Source organism: Streptomyces sp. KR55 (assembly GCF_052245645.1).
In the GTDB taxonomy this organism is placed as follows: Bacteria; Actinomycetota; Actinomycetes; order Streptomycetales; family Streptomycetaceae; genus Streptomyces; species Streptomyces flavusporus.
Genome location: NZ_JBQQCE010000011.1, coordinates 28,148 through 48,553, shown reverse-complemented (window position 1 = coordinate 48,553; position 20,406 = coordinate 28,148). Strand labels below are relative to the sequence as shown.

The following is a 20,406-nucleotide window of genomic DNA, read 5'->3' as shown; positions in this document are numbered from 1 at the left end:
CCCCCAACCGGAGGCAACCGCGTAAGAAAGGAGCCGCCCCGTGCCGGAGGGCCACACCATCCACCGCCTGGCCCAGGACTACGCCGCCCGCTTCAAGAGCCGCGGCCCCGTCCACATCACCAGCCCCCAGGGCAAGTTCTCCGACGCCGCAGCCCTCCTCGACGGCTCAACCCTCCACACCGCCGACGCCCACGGCAAACACCTCTTCCTCGGCTTCCGGGACCCCGCCCCCGAGAACACCGACTGGATCCACATCCACCTCGGCCTCTTCGGCAAGGTGACCCTGGGTGAGGTCGGCGCCGGCGTTCCCGCACCGCCACCCACGGACACCGTCCGCCTCCGCCTCGCCAACCCCACCGCGTACGTCGACCTCCGCGGCCCCACCACCTGCGCCCTGATCACGGACACCGAGAAGCAGGCGATACACGACCGCCTGGGCCCGGACCCCCTCCGCACCGACCACCACGCCGACCCCGCCACCGCCTACCGCCGCATCTCCCGCAGCCGTACGACGATCGCCGCCCTCCTCATGGACCAGAAGGTCATCGCCGGCGTCGGCAACGTCTACCGCGCCGAGGTCCTCTTCCGGCACCACATGGACCCGTACCGCCCGGGCAGGGACATCACCCCCACCGAGTGGGACGCGATCTGGAACGATCTCGTCGCCCTGATGCGCGACGGCGTCCGCACCAACCGCATCGACACCGTCCGCCCGGAGCACACCCCGGAGGCGATGGGCCGCCCGCCACGCGTGGACGACCACGGAGGCGAGGTCTACGTGTACCGCAGGGCCAACCAGCCCTGCCACATCTGTGGCGGCGAGATCCGCACCGCCGATCTCGCCGCCCGCAACCTCTTCTGGTGCCCGACCTGCCAGCGAAACTGACCCGCCACCCGGGCCACGACCACCAGAACCGTCAGAACCCGTGCGGCAGCCAAGGCGCCACCACGCCCCCGAACCCCACCGACGCCTCCGCCAGCGCCCCCGCCCGCAGCTCCCGCACCCGCCCCGCCGCCGCCAGCGACCCGAGGCTCACCCCGCCGAGATACGCCGCCGCCAACTCCCGTACGGACAAGGCGAGATCAGCCGCATCCGGCGTACGCACACACGACGCCCCCTTCGCATCCCCCGTCAGCCGCCAACGCCCGGCGTTCCAGGGGCAGAAGTCGTCCGCCACCTCGAACACCACGTCCACCGGCGCCTGATAGGTACGCGCCTCCAGCGCGGCCCCGACATCCACCAGCCGTGCGTAGAGCGAGTCCCGCAGCCGTGGCTGGCACCGCCGGATGTCGGACACCAGGTACTGCCACGCGTCGTCGACCGGCCGCCCGCGCACGGTCAGCGTCGTCGTCAGGTCGATCCCGAACAGGAACCGCCACAGCGCCGCCTCCGTCATGGGGTCGAGCGCGGCCGAATCCGCCAGCGCCACCGTGCCGTTGTGCCCGGTCACGCCCCATCCCAGCCTGACTCGGAAGCGCGCGTACCCGGTGACCTCCCCGTCCCGTTCGGCGACGACGCACTGCAGCGGCGACGCCCCGTCCCGCTCGCTCTCCGGATCGAGCAGCCCCACCCGCTCCCAGCCCGGCTGCCGCGCGAGCATCCCGGGACGCCGGGGCACCAGCCGCGCGTAGACCGCCTCGCATGCGTCGAGCACGTCCGCGGGCGCCGCGTACCGCAGTCGTACGTCATCGGTGCCGGCCGGCACCGACAGCCGTACCCGACTCGTGTCGATCTCGGCGCTGAGTCCGAACGTCGCGGCGGCGTACCCGAACCGGCCGTAGATCGCCGGCTCGGAGGCGGTGAGCACCGCCAGCGGCTCGCCCCAGGAGCGGACGTCGTCCAACTGCCGCCGCATCATGGACGTCAGCACCCCGCGCCGCCGGTGTGTGGCGGCGACACTGACCATCGTGACGCCCGCCGCCGGCACCGACGCCCCGCCGGGCACGCTCAGCCGGAACGTGAACGCCCCGGCCGTCCCCACGCAGGCGTCGCCCTCCCAGGCGCCGAGGGACCGGTCGCACTCGGTGAGCGCGTCCCACAGCTCCCGCTCCTCGGCCGGCTCCGGCATGCCACCGAAGGCGCGGATCAGGGTGTCGTACCACAGGCCCCATTCGTCCTGCCGCAGCACCCGTAGCTCTGCCGCCGGGCCTGTCGCGAAGTCTGTCGCCATGAGCCCATGCCTACCAGGGCACTGCGGGGCGGGCGAGGGAATTTCTCCCGGACGGCGGCGCGGCGGCTTTCCGTGGAGTTCACTGTGAAGTCGAGCCTCGGACGGGGGACAAGTGGGACCTCCCGTGCCAAGCAGCTGGTCCGATGGATAGGGTCCCGAACTAATGGCAGCAGGACGAGAGCGGCGCGCGGCGGCCGATACGTTCCCGGCCCGGTTGAGGATGAGGTGGCACCGGGCCCGCGTCGGCGTGCGCAGAAGCGCCGTCGACTACTTCCGCGGCGACGGTTCGGACTGGATCGCGCTGGCCGGACTGCTGCTCACCGTCCCGCTGATCACGATCACCACGCTCGCCAACTCGGTGTGGTGCTCCCCGGCCGCGCTGGTCCTGCCGATCGTCGCGGGCGGTCTGCTGCTGCGCCCGGCGAGCCTGCTCGGCCTGTATGCGGCGGCGGCCACGGCGCTGATCGTGGAGTCGATACAGCTGGGCCCGTACACGGAGGGGCCCTCGCGCGTGACCCCGGGCGTGGTCCTGGTGGTGGCCGCGTGCGGTTTCTTCGGGCTGCTGATCGCGCAGTTCCGCAGCCGGGTCGGCGTGCCCTGGCGGCGCGGCGGCACCATGCTGTTCGACCTGCGCGAGCGGATCCGGGTGCAGAGCAAGCTGCCGAAGCTGCCGCAGGGGTGGCACCGGGAGATGGCGCTGCGGCCGGCGGGCGGCCAGTCCTTCTCCGGCGACTTCGTGGTCGCGGCCCGCACGAACGGCGGCCGCACCCTGGAGGTTGTCCTCACCGACGTCTCCGGCAAGGGCATGGACGCCGGCTCGCGCGCCCTGCTGCTGTCGGGTGCCTTCGGCGGTCTGCTCGGCTCGCTGCCGCCGCACGCCTTCCTCCCGGCGGCGAACGGCTACCTCCTCCGCCAGGACTGGGACGAGGGCTTCGCGACCTCGATCCACCTGGTCCTCGACCTGGACTCCGGCGACTACGAGCTGTACTCCGCGGGCCATCCGCCGGGCCTCCAGCTCAACGCGGGCAGCGGACGCTGGGAGGAGAAGGCGGCGGAGGGGCCGCTGCTGGGTGTGTACGAAGGCGCCCAGTTCGACTCGGTGAAGGGCTCGCTGCGGCCCGGCGACGTGCTGATGCTGTTCACGGACGGTCTGGTGGAAACGTCCGACCGCGACATCGTCGAGGGCCTCGACCGCCTCACCGGCGAGGCCGACCGCTATGTCGCCGGCGGCTTCCACGGCGCTGCCTGGCACCTCATCGAGGCGGTGGCGAAGGACGTCAACGACGACCGCGCCCTCCTGCTGATCTGCCGTGAGGGCCCGACGGCCCTGGCGGCGGCCGCCCGCTGAGACACTCGACGAGTGACCGAGCACCCGCACCTCACCCTGGCCGAAGTGGAGGCCGTCGCCCGCGCCGCCCACCAGGGGCAGACGGACAAGGCCGGCCGCCCCTACGCCGAACACCTCGCCGCTGTCGCCGACGGCGTCCGTGCCCGCGGCGGTGACGAGGAGCAGATCGCGGCGGCCTGGCTGCACGACGCCGTCGAGGACGAGGCCCTGTCCGAGCAGTGGCTGCACGAGGCCGCGCTGAGCCGCCGTACGAAGGACGTGGTGCGTGCGGTCACCAAACGCGCGGGGGAGCCACCGGAGGTGTACGCCGCCCGCATCCTCGCCACGCCGGGCGCACTCCTGGTCAAGGAGGCGGACCTGGCCCACAACGCGGACCCGGCCCGCCTCGCACGCCTCGACGAGCCCACCCGCACCCGACTGACCGAGAAGTACGCCCGCATGCGCACACTCCTCGGCCTGCCGGACGACTGACTAGGCGTCGGCCTTCTGGAGCTGCTTCTCCCGCGCCCGTTCGCGCTCCCGCGCAAGGTCCGCGGCGTCCCGCTTGAACGCCCACTCCATCTTCGGCTCCATCGCGAACCGGAAGACCCGCTGGACGGGCTTGGTGCACAGCAGCGTGACGGCGACGGCCGCGAGGACGCTCACGAGGATCTCGCCGGACGGCCGGTGCAGCCAGGCGTGCTCGTACCAGCCGCCGTACCCACCGGCCTTGACCAGGAAGCCGTGCAGCAGATAGCCGTACAGCGTGCCCGCGCCGAGCGCTGTGAACCACATCTGCCGGCCCGGCACCCAGGCGAAGAAGCAGGCCGTCAGCAACAGCGAGCAGCCGAACAGCGCGAGCACCATGACCGGCCCGGTCCACCAGGGCGCGCCCAGCTCCTGCGCGGCGTCCCGGTGGTAGAACCACCCGGTGTTCATCCGCGGCACCGCCCACCAGCCGACGACACCCGCGGCCGCGAACACCGGCACCGACAGGATCCGCACCGAACGCCGGCGCACCATCTGGAAGTGCTCGGGCTTCATGCACAGGCCCAGCACGAAGAACGGCAGGAACTGCAACACCCGCTGCAGATCCAGGTCGTTGCCGATTCCCGGGGCGGCGGACGCCAGCATGGCGATACCGAGCGCGAGAGGGAGCGGCCACCGCACCAGCTTCCAGACGGGGGTGGTCAACCGCCAGATGAACAGCGCGATCAGGAACCAGGTCAGATACCAGGGGTCGAGCAGACTGATCTTCTGTTCCGGGTCGTCGCCGAAGTAGCGCTCGCCGAGCGAATAGGCGGTCTCGAAGACGATGTACGGCACCACGACACCGGTGATGAGCCGCTGCAGCCGGTCCGCGCGCATGTCGAAACTGCGGGAGAAGAAGCCCGAGATGACGATGAACGCCGGCATGTGGAACGCGTACACGACCATGTACGCGGCCTCCAGGGTCCGGCTGTCCCCCTTCAACGGCTCCCATGCGTGGGCCACGGCCACCAGGACGATCGCCAGATACTTTGCGTTGTCGAAGAAGGCGTCGCGCTGTCGAAACATCTGAGGCACCCTAGCGTCGTCTGCGGGTTCCCGTAAAACCCTCGGCGTCATTCCTGCTTTTCCTCCGCGCCTACCCGTGTTTCCGCAGAGTTGGCATGGCGGACGACGTGACGGTCAACACAGTGAGTCGACGTGGTGGATGACGGAATGTCCGCTTCCTCTCTCTTTATGCGCAACAAATCGAATTCCCTGCGAACGCGTTGTGTGGAGACGGAAACGAACCGGCCGAATTCCTTGCGCAGTTGACTGTCGAATTGCGTCGCCGGCTGCGACAGGGGTGTGTGCGCGCCCGGACGGGTCCGGACTTGTCCGACACGGGTGTGGCGGACGATGCGTCACGGCCCGCATACCAGGGCCGTGTTGGTGGCACGATGGTTCTGCCGGGGGTGCGCGGTCTGCATCCCAGGCCGGGAGAGCGGACCGACCGAGGGTGTGATCAGTTGTGGCCATTTCGCTGTCAGTGGTGCTGCTATTGGCGATCATCCTGGTGGTGATGATCAGGGCAGGGAACATCAAGGCGGGCCCCGCGATCGTTGCGGTCCTCTTCGGCTTCTTCCTCGCCTCGACCGGCATGGCCGACGACATTCAGCGCTTCCTGGACTCGATAGCCCAGACCATCAACGAGATCCAGTTCTGACCGGCCGGCCTCGGCGCTGATCAAGAGCGGACGTACGCGACCTGTGGAACACGAAGGGCCCGGTTCCGAGGAACCGGGCCCTTCGCCATGCAGAGCGGGCGACGGGAATCGAACCCGCGTAGCCAGTTTGGAAGACTGGGGCTCTACCATTGAGCTACGCCCGCACACAACGCGCCGCAGGTCAGCCGACCGCGGCACTGCAGGCATCGTAGCGGGTCGGCCCCCCTCACCGCACACCCCATCCGTAGGGACGCCGACACCGCACCGGTGCTCGGGAAATGCGGCGGCCGCGCTGCCTGCGGGCATGTACCCTACGTGTCGCACCAGACGGGGTGTGGCGCAGCTTGGTAGCGCGTCCGCTTTGGGAGCGGAAGGCCGTGGGTTCAAATCCCGCCACCCCGACCACCCATCCGATCACTTTGCGTGATCGCCTTTTGGGTCGTGTAGCCGCTGCCGTTACTATGCAAGCTGCACGCCCGTGTGTCTCATCACTGATAGTCCTCCGGGCGGCCACATCCGCCGGACCCGTCGGGTCCCGGCAGAACCCGAGAAGTCAGCCACAAGGAGACCGAACCGTGAAGAGCGCCGTGGAGAACCTGAACCCGACCCGGGTTCGGCTCACTGTCGAGGTGCCCTTCGAGGAGCTCAAGGACAGCCTCGACGCGGCGTACAAGAAGATCAACCAGCAGGTCACGGTGAAGGGCTTCCGCAAGGGCAAGATCCCGGCCCGGGTCATCGACCAGCGGTTCGGCCGTGGCGCCGTGCTGGAGGAGGCCGTCAACGACGCGCTTCCGAAGTTCTACACGGAGGCGGTCAACGAGGCCGAGATCGACGTGCTGGGCCAGCCCGAGGTCGACATCACCGAGCTGAAGGACGGCGAGACGCTGAACTTCACCGCCGAGGTCGACATCCGCCCGGCCATCGAGATCCCGGACTACTCCGGCATCGAGGTCGAGGTCGACGCCGTCGAGGTCAGCGAGGAGGACGTCGACAAGGCGGTCGAGGAGCTGCGTGAGCGCTTCGCCTCCACCTCCCCGGTCGAGCGCGCCGCCGAGGACGGCGACGTCGTCACGATCGACCTGGAGGCCAAGGTCGGCGGCGAGGTCCTCGAGGACGGCGTCGCCGAGGGTGTCTCGTACACCATCGGCTCCGGCGAGCTGCTCGACGGCATCGACGACGCCGTGAAGGGCCTGGAGGCCGGTGGCGAGGCCACCTTCACCTCCGAGCTCAAGGGCGGCTCCGCGGCCGGCCAGGAGGCCGAGGTCACCGTCAAGGTCAGCCAGGTCGCCGCGCGCGAGCTGCCCGAGCTGGACGACGACTTCGCTCAGCTCGCCTCCGAGTTCGACACCCTCGAGGAGCTGAAGGCCGACAGCCGCAAGCGCCTGGAGAACATGAAGCAGTTCGACCAGGCCACGCAGGCCCAGGAGCGCGTCCTGGAGAAGCTGCTCGAGCTGGTCGAGGTCCCCGTCCCCGAGAAGCTGCTCGAGGACGAGGTCAACACCCGTAAGCACAACCTCGAGCACCACCAGCTCGCCCAGATGGGTCTGACCCTCGACAAGTACCTGGAGCTCCAGGGCAAGACCGCCGAGGAGTTCGAGACCGAGACCCGCGAGGCCGCGGTCAAGGGCATCAAGACCCAGTTCGTGCTCGACGAGCTCGTCAAGCAGGAGAAGCTCAACGTCAACCAGGAGGAGCTCACCGAGCACCTCATGCGGCGCGCGGCCTCCTCCGGCATGTCCCCCGACCAGTTCGCGCAGGCCGTCGTCGAGCAGGGCCAGGTCCCGCTCCTGGTCGGCGAGGTCGCCCGCGGCAAGGCCCTGGCCGTCGTCGTCGAGGCCGCGACCGTCAAGGACACGAACGGCGAGATCGTGGACCTGGAGGACGAGGACGAGGCCGAGGCCGCCACCGAGACGGTCGAGGGCACGGCCGAGGCCGAGGCCGAGGAGAAGACCGAGGGCTGAGCCCACGGCGCCTGAACGTCGTACGAGGGGCCTGGGGAGCATCACGCGCCCCGGGCCCCTTCGTCGTACGGTGGACAGTGCCCCTTCAAGGGCGCGGGGCGGTGTCGATATGCGGCTCCGCCGGGTGGGCGCGAACGGCCACGACGGGCCCGCAGCCGCCCACCACGGAGTCACCACGGCGCTACGCCCCCGGCGAACACCCCCCTTCGCGGGATTCCCCGAAGGGACCCGCGCGTTAGGGTCCATGAATACGAGGGGAGGGGAGTCTCCGCGGCTCCAGCCCCGCAGGGAAACGTGAGACGGCCCGGCGCCGTCGTAAGACGAGCAGGTGGATTACGTGACGAATCTGATGCCCTCCGCCGCCGGCGAGCCTTCCATCGGTGGTGGCCTCGGCGACCAGGTCTACAACCGGCTGCTCAACGAGCGAATCATCTTCCTCGGCCAGCCGGTCGACGACGACATCGCGAACAAGATCACCGCACAGCTGCTGCTCCTTGCCGCGGACCCGGACAAGGACATCAACCTCTACATCAACAGCCCCGGCGGATCGATCACGGCCGGTATGGCGATCTACGACACGATGCAGTTCATCAAGAACGACGTGGTGACGATCGCCATGGGTCTCGCGGCCTCGATGGGGCAGTTCCTGCTCAGCGCGGGCACTCCCGGCAAGCGCTTCGCCCTGCCCAATGCCGAGATCCTGATCCACCAGCCGTCCGCCGGCCTGGCCGGCTCGGCCTCGGACATCAAGATCCACGCCGAGCGGCTGCTGCACACCAAGAAGCGCATGGCCGAGCTCACGGCCCTGCACACCGGCCAGTCGGTCGAGCAGATCACCCGCGACTCGGACCGCGACCGCTGGTTCGACGCCCATGAGGCCAAGGAGTACGGCCTCATCGACGACGTGATCGCAACGGCGGCCCACATGCCGGGCGGCGGCGGCACCGGAGGCGGCTCCTAAGGGCCGCTCGGGCCCGCAAGGCCCCCGCGTCCCTTCCAGCCCCCAGCCACCGCTCCAGCCCCCCTTCAGGAGACACCGTGAACGACTTCCCCGGCAGCGGCCTCTACGACCGTACGCGTGCCGAGTACACCGGCCCTGCGGCCGAGTCCCGCTATGTCATCCCGCGCTTTGTCGAGCGCACCTCCCAGGGCATTCGCGAGTACGACCCGTACGCGAAGCTCTTCGAGGAGCGCGTGATCTTCCTGGGCGTCCAGATCGACGACGCCTCCGCCAACGACGTCATGGCGCAGCTGCTGTGCCTTGAGTCGATGGACCCCGACCGGGACATCTCGGTCTACATCAACAGCCCCGGCGGCTCCTTCACCGCGCTGACGGCGATCTACGACACGATGCAGTTCGTGAAGCCGGACATCCAGACGGTCTGCATGGGCCAGGCGGCCTCCGCCGCCGCCGTCCTGCTGGCCGCCGGCACGCCCGGCAAGCGCATGGCGCTGCCGAACGCGCGTGTGCTGATCCACCAGCCGTACAGCGAGACCGGCCGTGGCCAGGTGTCCGACCTGGAGATCGCCGCGAACGAGATCCTGCGGATGCGCTCGCAGCTGGAGGAGATGCTGGCCAAGCACTCCACCCAGTCGATCGACAAGATCCGTGAGGACATCGAGCGCGACAAGATCCTCACCGCCGAGGACGCGCTGGCGTACGGTCTGATCGACCAGATCATCTCCACGCGCAAGATGAACAACGAGTCGGTCCGCTGACGCGGATCCTGTATCGTCTGCCGCCCCTTGGCGCGCTGTGTCACCGTGCATCGCAAGGTGCACGTCAAAGTGAACCGTGCCAAGGGGGGCCCGAACGGGGGGCTCGGCAAGGTACCGTCGGACATAAGGCAGCACCAGGAGCCGCTGGACTCATCGCGTCCAGGCGTCTCCCAGGCGAAGGGGAAGCACACCGTGGCACGCATCGGTGACGGCGGCGATCTGCTCAAGTGCTCGTTCTGCGGCAAGAGCCAGAAGCAGGTCAAGAAGCTCATCGCAGGCCCCGGTGTGTACATCTGCGACGAGTGCATCGATCTCTGCAACGAGATCATCGAGGAAGAGCTCGCGGAGACCAGCGAGGTGCGCTGGGAGGAGCTGCCGAAGCCGCGCGAGATCTACGAGTTCCTCGAGGGGTACGTCGTCGGCCAGGAGCCCGCCAAGAAGGCCCTCTCCGTCGCGGTGTACAACCACTACAAGCGTGTCCAGGCCGGTGAGAACGGCGGCGCCCAGGGCCGCGACGACGCCATCGAGCTGGCGAAGTCCAACATCCTGCTGCTGGGCCCCACGGGCTCCGGCAAGACCCTCCTCGCCCAGACCCTGGCCCGCATGCTGAACGTCCCGTTCGCGATCGCCGACGCCACGGCGCTGACGGAGGCCGGCTATGTCGGCGAGGACGTCGAGAACATTCTGCTGAAGCTGATCCAGGCGGCGGACTACGACGTCAAGAAGGCCGAGACGGGCATCATCTACATCGACGAGATCGACAAGGTGGCCCGAAAGAGCGAAAACCCGTCGATCACCAGGGATGTGAGCGGCGAGGGAGTTCAGCAGGCGCTCCTGAAGATCCTCGAGGGCACCACGGCCTCGGTCCCGCCCCAGGGCGGCCGCAAGCACCCCCACCAGGAGTTCATCCAGATCGACACGACGAACGTCCTGTTCATCGTGGGCGGCGCCTTCGCCGGTCTGGAGAAGATCATCGAGTCCCGGGCGGGCGCGAAGGGCATCGGCTTCGGCGCGACGATCCGCTCGAAGCGGGAACTGGAGGCCAAGGACCAGTTCGAGGACGTCATGCCGGAGGACCTGGTCAAGTTCGGCATGATCCCCGAGTTCATCGGCCGCCTCCCCGTCATCACCTCCGTCCACAACCTCGACCGTGAGGCCCTGCTCAAGATCCTGGTCGAGCCGCGCAACGCCCTGGTGAAGCAGTACCAACGCCTCTTCGAACTCGACGGCGTGGAACTGGACTTCGAACGCGAGGCCCTGGAGGCCATCGCCGACCAGGCCATCCTCCGCCAGACCGGCGCGCGAGGCCTGCGCGCCATCATGGAGGAAGTCCTCATGTCCGTGATGTACGAGGTGCCCTCGCGGAAGGACGTCGCGAGGGTCGTCATCACGGCGGACGTCGTCCACTCCAACGTCAACCCGACCCTGATCCCGCGGGATGCGCGGGGGCGGGGGACGGGCGAGCAGAAGTCGGCGTAACGCCGCAGCAGCAGAGCAGACAAGCGAAGGGGCCCCGGTCAACCGACCGGGGCCCCTTCGGCGTTGAGCTGGTGTCAGGCCTTGACGCGGACCTGCTCGCGCAGCTTGGTGGTGATGTCGATCGCGGTGTCCTTGCCGACACCCGTGCCGTTGTTGTCGCCGGGCGAGACCATGGCGACCGTGCTGTAGTCGGCCCAGGCGCAGAACCAGTCGGTCGACTCCTTCTTGGTGAGCGCGTTGGTGCTCTTGGTCGACTGGCACTTGGCGACCGCGCCGTCGATCTCGACCTCCTCCGGCTCGCCGACCAGCTCCGCGTTCTGCATGGTGTTCGAGTCACCTGAGGAGGACTCCTTGACCTCCTTCTGGATGGAGGCGAAGAACTTGTCCAGGGTGGTCTGGGGGTCGGCGATCTCGCCGTAACCGCCCACCATGGTGAAGCCCTTGGCGGTCAGCAGCTCGGACTGGTCGGGAATGGTGGAGGGGTCCTGCGGGTCGTAGTTGCTGAAGTCGGCGGTCGACCACTGCCCGACGACGGCCGTACCGCTCTTGACGCCGCTCTTCTCCATGTCCTCCGCGGTGTCGGAGTCGCTGACCTGGTTGCCCTCGCCGACCCGCTTGTACTCGGTGAGCGCCGTCGCCGGCGTCGTCAGCTTGTGCGGGCCGTCGTCCTCCAGGCCGCCTGCGCCGCCGCCTCCGCCGATCACGAAGTACGCTCCGACGCCGATCGCCGCCACGACCGCCACCGCGCCGATGATGAGGCCCGTCTTCTTCTTGCCGCCGCTCGGGGCCGGGGGCATCGGGGCGCCGTACGGGGCCTGGCCGTAGGGAGGCTGCTGGCCGTACGGGGGCTGCTGGGGCGGGACGCCCTGCGGGGGCTGCTGGGGGTAGCCGTAGCCGGGCTGCGGCGGGGCGGGCTGCTGAGGGTAGCCGTAGCCGGGCTGCGGAGCCTGCGGCTGCTGGCCGTACGGACCCGGCTGGCCGTACGGTCCGGGCTGCTGGGGCTGCCCGCCGTACGGGCCCGGCTGGTTGTAGCTCATTACTGGGTTCCCCTCCAGATGCTTATGTGTTCCTGACATCCTGGCGCAGACACAGCGCACGCATCGCATCGGGGGTCGCACCGTTACAGAGAAATCGAGTTTCGGGACACGCCCGCGACACCCCTAAACTGAGCCCGTGACCGAGAACGCTCAGCAGCAGCCACCAGCGCCCACGACCGAACTGCCGACCCAGTACGCGCCGGCCGAGGTAGAGGGGACGCTGTACGAGCGCTGGGTGGAGCGGGGTTACTTCGAGGCGGACGCGAAGAGCGACAAGCCGCCGTTCACCGTCGTCATCCCGCCGCCGAACGTCACGGGCAGCCTGCACCTGGGGCACGCCTTCGAGCACACCCTCATCGACACCCTCACGCGCCGCAAGCGGATGCAGGGGTACGAGACGCTGTGGCAGCCCGGCATGGACCACGCCGGTATCGCCACGCAGAACGTCGTCGAGCGGGAGCTCGCGAAGGAGGGCAAGTCCCGGCACGACCTGGGACGCGAGGCCTTCGTCGAGCGGGTCTGGCAGTGGAAGGCCGAGTCCGGTGGGCAGATCTCCGGGCAGATGCGGCGCCTCGGCGACGGTGTCGCGTGGTCGCGTGAGCGGTTCACCATGGACGAGGGCTTGTCCAAGGCCGTTCAGACCATCTTCAAGCGGCTCTACGACGACGAGCTGATCTACCGTGCCGAGCGCATCATCAACTGGTGTCCCCGGTGCCTCACCGCCATTTCCGACATCGAGGTCGAGTACCAGGACGACGACGGCGAGCTGGTCTCCATGAAGTACGGGGACGGGGACGACACCATCGTCGTCGCCACCACCCGTGCCGAGACGATGCTCGGTGACACGGCGGTCGCCGTCCACCCCGACGACGAGCGGTACCGGCACCTCGTGGGCAAGCTCATCAAGCTGCCGCTGACCGGCCGTTCCATCCCGGTCGTCGCGGACGAGCACGTCGACCCCGAGTTCGGCACGGGTGCCGTCAAGGTCACCCCGGCACACGACCCGAACGACTTCGAGATCGGCCAGCGGCACGACCTGCCGGCCGTCACGATCATGGACGAGCACGCCGTCATCACCGCCCACGGCCCCTTCCAGGGCCTGGACCGGCTCGAGGCCCGCTCCGCGATCGTCGCCGCGCTGCGCGCCGAGGGCCGGATCGTCGCCGAGAAGCGGCCGTACGTCCACTCCGTCGGCCACTGCTCGCGCTGCAAGACCACGATCGAGCCCAGGCTCTCCATGCAGTGGTGGGTCAAGGTCGGGCCGCTCGCCAAGGCCGCAGGTGACGCGGTCCGCGAGGGCAAGGTCACCATCCACCCGCAGGAGATGGAGAAGCGGTACTTCGACTGGGTCGACAACCTCCACGACTGGTGCATCTCGCGGCAGTTGTGGTGGGGACACCGGATTCCGGTCTGGTACGGGCCCGATGGCGAGGTCGTCTGTGTCGGTCCCGACGAGGAGCCGCCGAGCGGTGAGGGCTGGCGGCAGGACTCCGACGTCCTCGACACCTGGTTCTCGTCCGGCCTGTGGCCGTTCTCCACGCTCGGCTGGCCGGAGCAGACCGAGAGCCTCGCGAAGTTCTACCCGAACTCCGTCCTGGTCACCGGCTACGACATCCTCTTCTTCTGGGTCGCCCGCATGATGATGTTCGGGCTGTACGCGATGGACGGCACCCCGCCGTTCCACACCATCGCCCTGCACGGCATGGTCCGTGACCAGAACGGCAAGAAGATGTCGAAGTCCTTCGGGAACGTCGTCAACCCGCTGGACTGGATGGACAAGTACGGCAGCGATGCGCTCCGGTTCACCCTCGTGCGCGGTGCCAACCCCGGCGTCGACGTCCCGATCGGTGAGGACTGGGTCCAGGGGTCCCGGAACTTCGCCAACAAGATCTGGAACGCCACGCGCTTCGCGCTGATGAACGGCGCGACGGTGGAGGGTCCGCTGCCGGACGCGTCGAAGATGTCGTCGACGGACCGGTGGATTCTGTCGCGACTGAACTCGGTGGTCGCCGAGGTCGACGCGTACTACGAGGACTACCAGTTCGCGAAGCTGTCCGACGCGTTGTTCCACTTCGCGTGGGACGAGGTGTTCGACTGGTACGTCGAGCTGTCCAAGACGACGTTCGCGGCGGGTGGCGAGGCGGCCGAGGTCGGCAAGCGGGTCCTGGGTGAGGTCCTGGACGTCATGCTGCGGCTGCTGCACCCGGTCGTTCCGTTCGTGACGGAGACGCTGTGGACCACGCTGACCGGCGGGGAGTCGGTGGTCATCGCCGAGTGGCCCACGGACAGCGGGTTCCGGGACGCCGACGCCGAGCGGGAGATCGAGACGCTGCAGTCCGTCATCACCGAGGTGCGGCGCTTCCGGGCGGACCAGGGGCTGCAGCCGGGGCAGCGGGTGCCGGCACGGCTGTCGCTCGACGGTACGGCGCTGGCTCCGCACGAGGCTGCGATTCGGTCGCTGCTGCGGCTCCAGCCGGAGGGTGAGGGGTTCGCGGCGACCGCGACGCTGCCGGTGGCGGGGGTTGAGGTCGCGCTGGATCTCTCCGGGGCGATCGATGTCGCCGCGGAGCGGAAGCGGCTGGCGAAGGATCTTGCCGCTGCGGAGAAGGAGAAGGCGCAGGCCACGGCGAAGCTGGGGAACGAGGCGTTTCTGGCCAAGGCGCCGGATCATGTCGTGGACAAGATTCGGGGGCGGCTGGCCAAGGCCGATGAGGATATTGCGCGGATTCAGGCGCAGCTGGAGCGGTTGCCTTCGGCGTAGGTGGTGGTTTTACGTCGGTGCAGGCCCCCGGAGCCGGTTGGTTCCGGGGGCCTGGTGCTGGGTGGGGGCGTTGCGCAGCCCGGCGCTGATGGGGTGCCGCCCGCGCCCACCCGTGCCGCCCTGGGGGTCCCCCCCAGGCCCTTAAGGCACGATTGCCCGCGGATCGACGGCGGCACGATCGCCCGCAGCGAGGTACGTAGACTGGCTTCGTGAGTGAGCTCCCCCCGGATGACAGTAGCGAGCAGCCCGATCCCGTTGAGGCGTTTGACGAGATCATTGCCGCCGAGACCGAGCGTGACCCCGATCTCGCCGTGATCGAGGCCGGTAGCCGGACCCTGCGGACGCAGGGTGGGCCGCCGGAGGCCGATGTGCCGGGGCGGCCGGAGGATCCCGAGGTCGACAAGGCGCTGCGGGAGGTCGAGGCGGAGCTCGCCACGCGCTGGGGCGAGACCAAGCTGGAGCCCTCCGTCAGCCGGATCTCCGCGCTGATGGACGTCCTGGGCGAGCCGCAGCGGTCGTACCCCTCCATTCACATCACCGGCACCAACGGCAAGACCTCCACCGCCCGCATGATCGAGGCCCTGCTGGGCGCCTTCGAGCTGCGTACCGGGCGGTACACGTCCCCACACGTGCAGTCCGTCACCGAGCGGATCAGCCTCGACGGGGCGCCGGTCTCCGCCGAGCGGTTCATCGAGACGTACCACGACATCAAGCCGTACATCGAGATGGTCGACGCCCAGCAGGAGTTCCGGCTGTCCTTCTTCGAGGTGCTGACCGGCATGGCGTACGCCGCCTTCGCCGACGCGCCCGTCGATGTGGCCGTCGTGGAGGTCGGGATGGGTGGCAGCTGGGACGCCACCAACGTCATCGACGGGGACGTCGCCGTCGTCACCCCCATCGACCTCGACCACACCGACCGGCTCGGTGCCACGCCCGGTGAGATCGCCGCCGAGAAGGCCGGGATCGTGAAGCCCGGCTCGACCGTGATCATGGCGCAGCAGCCGGTGGACGCGGCGCAGGTGCTGCTGAAGAAGGCCGTCGAGGTCGATGCGACCGTGGCGCGGGAGGGGCTCGAGTTCGGGGTGGTGGACCGGCAGGTCGCCGTCGGCGGGCAGCTCGTCACCCTGCGCGGGCTCGGCGGTGAGTACACCGAGGTGTATCTGCCGCTGCACGGTGCCCACCAGGCGCACAACGCCGCCGTCGCGCTCGCCGCCGTCGAGGCCTTCTTCGGAGTGGGCGCCCAGCGGGCCGAGCCCCTCGACATCGACACGGTGCGCAAGGCGTTCGCGGCAGTCGCCTCGCCGGGGCGGCTGGAGGTCGTCCGGCGATCGCCGACCGTCGTGCTGGACGCCGCGCACAATCCGGCGGGGGCCCGCGCGGCCGCCACGGCGATCGGGGAGGCCTTCCAGTTCAGCCGGCTCATCGGGGTCGTGGGCGCGAGCGGCGACAAGAACGCACGCGGGCTGCTGGAGGCCTTCGAGCCGGTCTTCGCCGAGGTCGTCGTCACACAGAACTCCAGCCATCGCGCGATGGACGCCGACGAGCTGGCCGCGATCGCCGTCGAGGTGTTCGGCGAGGACCGCGTCCAGGTCGAGCCGCGGCTGCCGGACGCGCTGGAGGCCGCGATCACCCTGGCCGAGGAGGAGGGCGAGTTCGCGGGCGGCGGCGTGCTCGTGACCGGCTCCGTCATCACCGTCGGCGAGGCCCGACTGCTCCTGGGGAGGGGCTGACTCTCGTGCGTACGCTCTGTGCTTCGACCCTGATCGGCGAGTTCTTCGTCATCGGCTTCGCCGGGTTGGTCGCGATGAAGGACCCCGACCTGTCGATGTCGACGGTCTGGACGGTCAGCGGCATCGCGATGTTCCTGTGTCTGCTGCTGTGCGGTCTGGTCACCCGGCCGGGCGGCGTGGCCCTCGGCTGGGCCCTGCAGATCGGTCTGATCGCCTCCGGTTTCGTCGTCCCGACCATGTTCTTCATGGGTGCGATGTTCGCCGCGCTGTGGTGGGCGTCGGTGCACTACGGCAGGAAGATCGACGAGGCCAAGGCACGATTCGCGGCCCAGGCCGGCTCTTCGGCTGACGCTGCGTAACAGGCGCCGGGACCAGCCCTGTAGCCTCATCTCCACCCCGCACACCTTTTCCTTCGAAGGAGCCCGTCGTGACCCAGCGGACCCTCGTCCTGCTCAAGCCCGACGCCGTCCGTCGCGGCCTGACCGGCGAGATCATCAGCCGTATCGAGCGCAAGGCCGGCTGGCAGATCACCGCGCTGGAGCTGCGCACCCTGGACCAGGAGACGCTGGAGCAGCACTACGGCGAGCACAAGGGCAAGCCCTTCTACGAGCCATTGGTGGAGTTCATGGCCTCGGGCCCGGTCGTGGCGATGATCGTCGAGGGCGAGCGGGTCATCGAGGGCCTGCGCGCGCTGGCCGGTCCGACCGACCCGATCGCCGCGGCGCCCGGTTCCATCCGCGGTGACTACGGCGTGATCGTCCGTGAGAACCTCATCCACGCCTCCGACTCCGAGGAGTCCGCGGAACGCGAGGTGAAGATCTTCTTCCCCGGTCGCGCCTGACCGGTCACCGTAGAAGCGGAACGCATTCACCGAGGGTCCTTCTGATGGGCCGTCACCTTTCCCAACCACCTGACCTGGGACGGCCGCGCACTTCCGGCCGTCCTCCGGCATATCCGTGCCGATCGGGGGAACGAGTGCCCCCGATGGCCCGTCTCCACAAGCGAGGCGACACGCCATCTGCCGACAATGGCGAAGACCCTCGCGCAGTGTGCGGGGAGGCGCGTCTACGATGGAAGCCTTCACGTCACAGCAACCCACTTCGCCGACCTGAAAAGCCCTCAAAAGCTCTGTGGGAAGGCCAGACGAATCCTGATGGGGAACTCAATGTCGTTCATCGGCCGTGACATGGCTGTCGACCTCGGGACCGCCAACACGCTGGTGTACGTCAGGGGTCGCGGGATCGTACTCAACGAGCCGTCCGTCGTCGCGATCAACACCAACACCGGTGGCATCCTCGCGGTCGGTGCCGAAGCCAAGAAGATGATCGGGCGCACGCCGGGCAACATCGTTGCCGTACGTCCACTGAAGGACGGCGTGATCGCCGACTTCGAGATCACCGAGCGGATGCTCCGCTACTTCATCCTGAAGATCCACAAGCGGCGGTATCTGGCTCGTCCACGGGTCGTCGTCTGTGTGCCGTCGGGCATCACGGGCGTCGAGCGCCGTGCCGTCATCGAGGCGTCGTCCCAGGCCGGCGCCCGCCAGGTGCACATCATCGAGGAGCCCATGGCCGCCGCCATCGGCTCCGGCCTGCCGGTCCACGAGGCCACGGGCAACATGGTGGTGGACATCGGCGGCGGCACCACGGAGGTCGCGGTCATCTCCCTCGGCGGTATCGTCACCGCCCAGTCCATCCGCGTCGCGGGCGACGAGCTGGACAACGCGATCATCCAGCACATCAAGAAGGAGTACTCGCTCCTGCTGGGTGAGCGCACGGCCGAGCAGATCAAGATCACGATCGGTTCGGCGTACGAACTCGACTCCGACGAGCACACCGAAATCCGCGGCCGGGACCTCGTGTCCGGACTGCCCAAGACCGTCGTCATCTCGGCCGCCGAAGTACGCAAGGCGATCGAGGAGCCCGTCAACGCGATCGTGGACGCGGTGAAGACGACGCTCGACAAGTGTCCGCCGGAGCTGTCCGGCGACATCATGGACCGCGGAATCGTGCTGACCGGCGGGGGTGCCCTGCTGCGCGGCCTGGACGAGCGGTTGCGCCACGAGACCGGTATGCCGATCCACATCGCCGAGGACCCGCTGGACAGCGTGGCGCTCGGTTCCGGCAAGTGCGTCGAGGAGTTCGAGGCGCTCCAGCAGGTCCTGGACGCCCAGCCGCGCAGATGACGTAACTCTTCGACTCCGCCGTACGAGATGATTCCCTCTCGTACGGCGGATCGTTGATATAGAGGCATAAGCTGCCACAAAACAGCCCGCGGGTTTCCCTGGGGATTCCCTTCGGGCTCACCCGATTTCCCGGATTCCTATGAGGAAGGGCACGGCCGCCGCACGTGAGGGACACACGAGAGAGCCGGCTGCTCCTGGTGCTGCTGATCGCCATTGCGTTCGCACTGATCACGGTGGACATCCGCGGCGGGGAGGATTCACCGGTCGACGGTGCCCGACAGGCCGCGGCCACGGTCTTCGGCCCGATCGAGAACGGGGTGTCCTCCGCGGTCGACCCGGTGGGCAACGCGATCGCCGCGATCCGCGACTCCGGCGAGCGGCACGACCGGCTCGCCGAGTTGGAGCGGGAGAACGCGGCCCTCAAGGCCAGACTCGGCAGCGACGACCGCAATCGCAGCCGGCTGCAGCAGCTCGACAAGATGCTGAAGGTCGCGGGCGCCGGCCAGTACGGCATCAAGGGCGCCGAAGTCATCGCCATAGGAGCCGCGCAGGGCTTCTCCTGGACCATCACCATCGATGTCGGCGCGAACGACGGCATCCAGCGCGACATGACCGTCCTCAACGGCGACGGCCTGGTCGGCCGGGTGACCACCGTCGGCCCGAACACCGCGACCGTCCTGCTCGCCAGCGACCCCGACTTCACCGTCGGCACGCGGATGGAGGGCAGCGACGAGCTCGGCTTCGCCTCCGGGCAGGGCGACCGCCCGCTGCGCGTCGAACTCCTCAACGGCAAGGCCCGGATCAAGAAGGGTGACCGCCTGGTCACCTTCGGCTCGCAGGCCGACAAGCCGTTCGTGCCCGGGGTGCCCGTGGGCGTCGTCTACCGCGTCGATCCCTCCGGCGGCGACCTGACCCGCACCCTGTACGTCACGCCGTACGTCAGCTTCACCAAGCTCGACGTCGTCGGAGTCGTCGTCCAGGCCCCCGAGAAGGACCCGCGCGACACGGTGCTCCCGGCCAAGCCCCGGCCCACGCCGACGCCCACCGTGACGGTGACGGTGACCCCGGGCGCGGAAGACGCCGAGGAGCCCACCGACGGGCAGTCCCAGCAAGAGCAAGACCAGTAGGGGGAGCTGAACTCATGCGTTTCAACAGGATCCTGCTCTCCTCCGCCCTGGTCGTCGTCGCCCTGGTGATCCAGGTGAGCGTCCTCGCCCGCCTCCATCTGCCGGGTGCCGTCCCCGACCTGATGCTGCTCACCGTGCTGGGCCTCGCCCTGGTCTACGGCCATGTCGGCGGCGCCCTCATCGGCTTCGGCGCCGGGCTCCTCGCCGATCTGGCCCCGCCCGCCGACCACGCCGCCGGCCGCTATGCGCTGGTGCTGTGCGTCATCGGCTATCTGGCCGGCCTGGTGAAGCCGGAGAACGGCCAGGTGAAGTCGGCCACCGCACCGATGGCGGTCGTGGTCGCCGCCGCGATCGGCAGCACGCTGCTGTACGCCGGGGTCGGCGCCCTCGTCGGCGACACCGCCGCCCGCCATGTCGGCCTGCCGAGCCTGCTGTTCACGGCGGCCCTGTACGACCTGCTGCTGGCCCCCTTCGTCGTCCCCGGCATCATGGCGCTGGCCCGGCGCGCCGAGAACGACCCGCTGGAGTCCGGCTCGGCGTCCAAGGCGACCGACATCTCCTCCGGCTGGCTCTCCTCCGGCACCGGCCTGCGCATCGGCAGCCAACGCGGCGGCCTCGGTGGGCTGAAGGTGAAGGCGGCACGGTCGCGGGTGGCCCGGGCCGGGCGTATCAAGGGGGTCAAGCGGCTGTGAACGCAGGGGAGTCGGCGACCGCC

Annotated in this window: 18 protein-coding genes and 2 tRNA genes; 16 read left to right on the top strand and 4 right to left on the bottom strand. The window is 69.1% G+C overall.

The features are described 5' to 3' along the window. Positions 1-40 precede the first annotated feature (40 nt). On the top strand, positions 41-886 hold the full coding sequence (locus tag ACTWQJ_RS03085; protein WP_443305061.1) for an Fpg/Nei family DNA glycosylase: 846 nt from the start codon (positions 41-43) through the stop codon (positions 884-886). 31 nt (positions 887-917) lie between these two features. Here the strand turns inward: ACTWQJ_RS03085 and ACTWQJ_RS03080 are convergent, their stop codons facing one another. Next, entirely contained in the window at positions 918-2,171 is a 1,254-nt protein-coding gene (locus ACTWQJ_RS03080; RefSeq protein WP_443305060.1) for a GNAT family N-acetyltransferase, read from the bottom strand. 163 nt (positions 2,172-2,334) lie between these two features. On the opposite strand from ACTWQJ_RS03080, the gene ACTWQJ_RS03075 reads away from it, so the two are divergent. Together ACTWQJ_RS03075 and ACTWQJ_RS03070 are read left to right on the top strand one after the other, a co-directional pair. Then, the gene (locus ACTWQJ_RS03075; RefSeq protein ID WP_224735897.1) at positions 2,335-3,519 is read left to right on the top strand and encodes a PP2C family protein-serine/threonine phosphatase; all 1,185 of its coding nucleotides are present in this window, start codon (positions 2,335-2,337) and stop codon (positions 3,517-3,519) included. A gap of 12 nt (positions 3,520-3,531) precedes the next feature. After that, positions 3,532-3,990, top strand: coding sequence for an HD domain-containing protein (locus tag ACTWQJ_RS03070; RefSeq protein WP_443305059.1), 459 nt, complete (start codon positions 3,532-3,534; stop codon positions 3,988-3,990). On the opposite strand, the gene ACTWQJ_RS03065 is transcribed toward ACTWQJ_RS03070, so the two are convergent. Further along, positions 3,991-5,106, bottom strand: coding sequence for an acyltransferase family protein (locus ACTWQJ_RS03065; RefSeq protein WP_443305058.1), 1,116 nt, complete (start codon positions 5,104-5,106; stop codon positions 3,991-3,993). It abuts the gene before it with no gap. Positions 5,107-5,497: 391 nt separating this feature from the next. On the opposite strand from ACTWQJ_RS03065, the gene ACTWQJ_RS03060 reads away from it, so the two are divergent. Further along, positions 5,498-5,692 carry a hypothetical protein gene (locus tag ACTWQJ_RS03060; protein WP_129802323.1) on the top strand — a complete coding sequence of 65 codons (195 nt, stop codon included), beginning with the start codon at positions 5,498-5,500 and terminating at the stop codon, positions 5,690-5,692. 93 nt (positions 5,693-5,785) lie between these two features. Here the strand turns inward: ACTWQJ_RS03060 and ACTWQJ_RS03055 are convergent. Further along, positions 5,786-5,856: transfer RNA gene (locus ACTWQJ_RS03055), tRNA-Gly, on the bottom strand. Positions 5,857-6,020: 164 nt separating this feature from the next. On the opposite strand from ACTWQJ_RS03055, the gene ACTWQJ_RS03050 reads away from it, so the two are divergent. The 5 genes from ACTWQJ_RS03050 (at position 6,021) to clpX (ending at position 10,851) form a co-directional block, all read left to right on the top strand. Next, positions 6,021-6,097, top strand: a tRNA-Pro gene (locus ACTWQJ_RS03050). Between the two features lie 170 nt (positions 6,098-6,267). Then, positions 6,268-7,653, top strand: coding sequence for a trigger factor (gene tig / locus ACTWQJ_RS03045; RefSeq protein WP_443305056.1), 1,386 nt, complete (start codon positions 6,268-6,270; stop codon positions 7,651-7,653). Between the two features lie 349 nt (positions 7,654-8,002). Then, positions 8,003-8,614 (top strand): ATP-dependent Clp protease proteolytic subunit, encoded by a 612-nt coding sequence (locus ACTWQJ_RS03040; protein ID WP_165396475.1) that lies wholly within the window; start codon positions 8,003-8,005, stop codon positions 8,612-8,614. Positions 8,615-8,691: 77 nt separating this feature from the next. Next, complete coding sequence (locus ACTWQJ_RS03035; protein ID WP_129802326.1) at positions 8,692-9,372, top strand: ATP-dependent Clp protease proteolytic subunit; 681 nt, start codon at positions 8,692-8,694, stop codon at positions 9,370-9,372. 192 nt (positions 9,373-9,564) lie between these two features. Continuing rightward, on the top strand, positions 9,565-10,851 hold the full coding sequence (gene clpX / locus ACTWQJ_RS03030) for an ATP-dependent Clp protease ATP-binding subunit ClpX (RefSeq protein ID WP_129802327.1): 1,287 nt from the start codon (positions 9,565-9,567) through the stop codon (positions 10,849-10,851). A gap of 74 nt (positions 10,852-10,925) precedes the next feature. Here the strand turns inward: clpX and ACTWQJ_RS03025 are convergent, their stop codons facing one another. Further along, positions 10,926-11,888 carry a hypothetical protein gene (locus tag ACTWQJ_RS03025; protein WP_443305055.1) on the bottom strand — a complete coding sequence of 321 codons (963 nt, stop codon included), beginning with the start codon at positions 11,886-11,888 and terminating at the stop codon, positions 10,926-10,928. A gap of 136 nt (positions 11,889-12,024) precedes the next feature. On the opposite strand from ACTWQJ_RS03025, the gene ACTWQJ_RS03020 reads away from it, so the two are divergent. The 7 genes from ACTWQJ_RS03020 to mreD all read left to right on the top strand — a co-directional run bounded on the left by ACTWQJ_RS03020 (position 12,025) and on the right by mreD (position 20,383). Further along, complete coding sequence (locus ACTWQJ_RS03020; protein WP_443305054.1) at positions 12,025-14,649, top strand: valine--tRNA ligase; 2,625 nt, start codon at positions 12,025-12,027, stop codon at positions 14,647-14,649. Positions 14,650-14,858: 209 nt separating this feature from the next. After that, entirely contained in the window at positions 14,859-16,379 is a 1,521-nt protein-coding gene (gene folC / locus ACTWQJ_RS03015; RefSeq protein ID WP_443305053.1) for a bifunctional tetrahydrofolate synthase/dihydrofolate synthase, read from the top strand. A 5-nt stretch (positions 16,380-16,384) separates the two neighbouring features. Next, positions 16,385-16,738 (top strand): DUF4233 domain-containing protein, encoded by a 354-nt coding sequence (locus ACTWQJ_RS03010; RefSeq protein WP_385510384.1) that lies wholly within the window; start codon positions 16,385-16,387, stop codon positions 16,736-16,738. Positions 16,739-16,806: 68 nt separating this feature from the next. Beyond that, positions 16,807-17,220: a nucleoside-diphosphate kinase gene (gene ndk, locus ACTWQJ_RS03005; protein WP_129802331.1), complete on the top strand. Its 414-nt coding sequence runs from the start codon at positions 16,807-16,809 to the stop codon at positions 17,218-17,220. 324 nt (positions 17,221-17,544) lie between these two features. Next, positions 17,545-18,564: a rod shape-determining protein gene (locus ACTWQJ_RS03000; protein ID WP_129802332.1), complete on the top strand. Its 1,020-nt coding sequence runs from the start codon at positions 17,545-17,547 to the stop codon at positions 18,562-18,564. A gap of 164 nt (positions 18,565-18,728) precedes the next feature. After that, on the top strand, positions 18,729-19,691 hold the full coding sequence (mreC, locus tag ACTWQJ_RS02995; protein ID WP_443305052.1) for a rod shape-determining protein MreC: 963 nt from the start codon (positions 18,729-18,731) through the stop codon (positions 19,689-19,691). Positions 19,692-19,705: 14 nt separating this feature from the next. Then, on the top strand, positions 19,706-20,383 hold the full coding sequence (gene mreD, locus ACTWQJ_RS02990; RefSeq protein WP_443305051.1) for a rod shape-determining protein MreD: 678 nt from the start codon (positions 19,706-19,708) through the stop codon (positions 20,381-20,383). Positions 20,384-20,406: the final 23 nt, after the last annotated feature.

Bases quoted from the DNA above. Each gene is read 5' to 3' on its own strand.
- mreD (WP_443305051.1), top strand. From the start codon at position 19,706: ATGCGTTTCAACAGGATCCTGCTCTCCTCCGCCCTGGTCGTCGTCGCC.
- ACTWQJ_RS03075 (WP_224735897.1), top strand. From the start codon at position 2,335: ATGGCAGCAGGACGAGAGCGGCGCGCGGCGGCCGATACGTTCCCGGCC.
- ACTWQJ_RS03000 (WP_129802332.1), top strand. From the start codon at position 17,545: ATGTCGTTCATCGGCCGTGACATGGCTGTCGACCTCGGGACCGCCAAC.
- ACTWQJ_RS03040 (WP_165396475.1), top strand. From the start codon at position 8,003: ATGCCCTCCGCCGCCGGCGAGCCTTCCATCGGTGGTGGCCTCGGCGAC.
- ACTWQJ_RS03080 (WP_443305060.1), bottom strand. From the start codon at position 2,171: ATGGCGACAGACTTCGCGACAGGCCCGGCGGCAGAGCTACGGGTGCTG.
- ACTWQJ_RS03025 (WP_443305055.1), bottom strand. From the start codon at position 11,888: ATGAGCTACAACCAGCCGGGCCCGTACGGCGGGCAGCCCCAGCAGCCC.
- ACTWQJ_RS03065 (WP_443305058.1), bottom strand. From the start codon at position 5,106: ATGACGCCGAGGGTTTTACGGGAACCCGCAGACGACGCTAGGGTGCCT.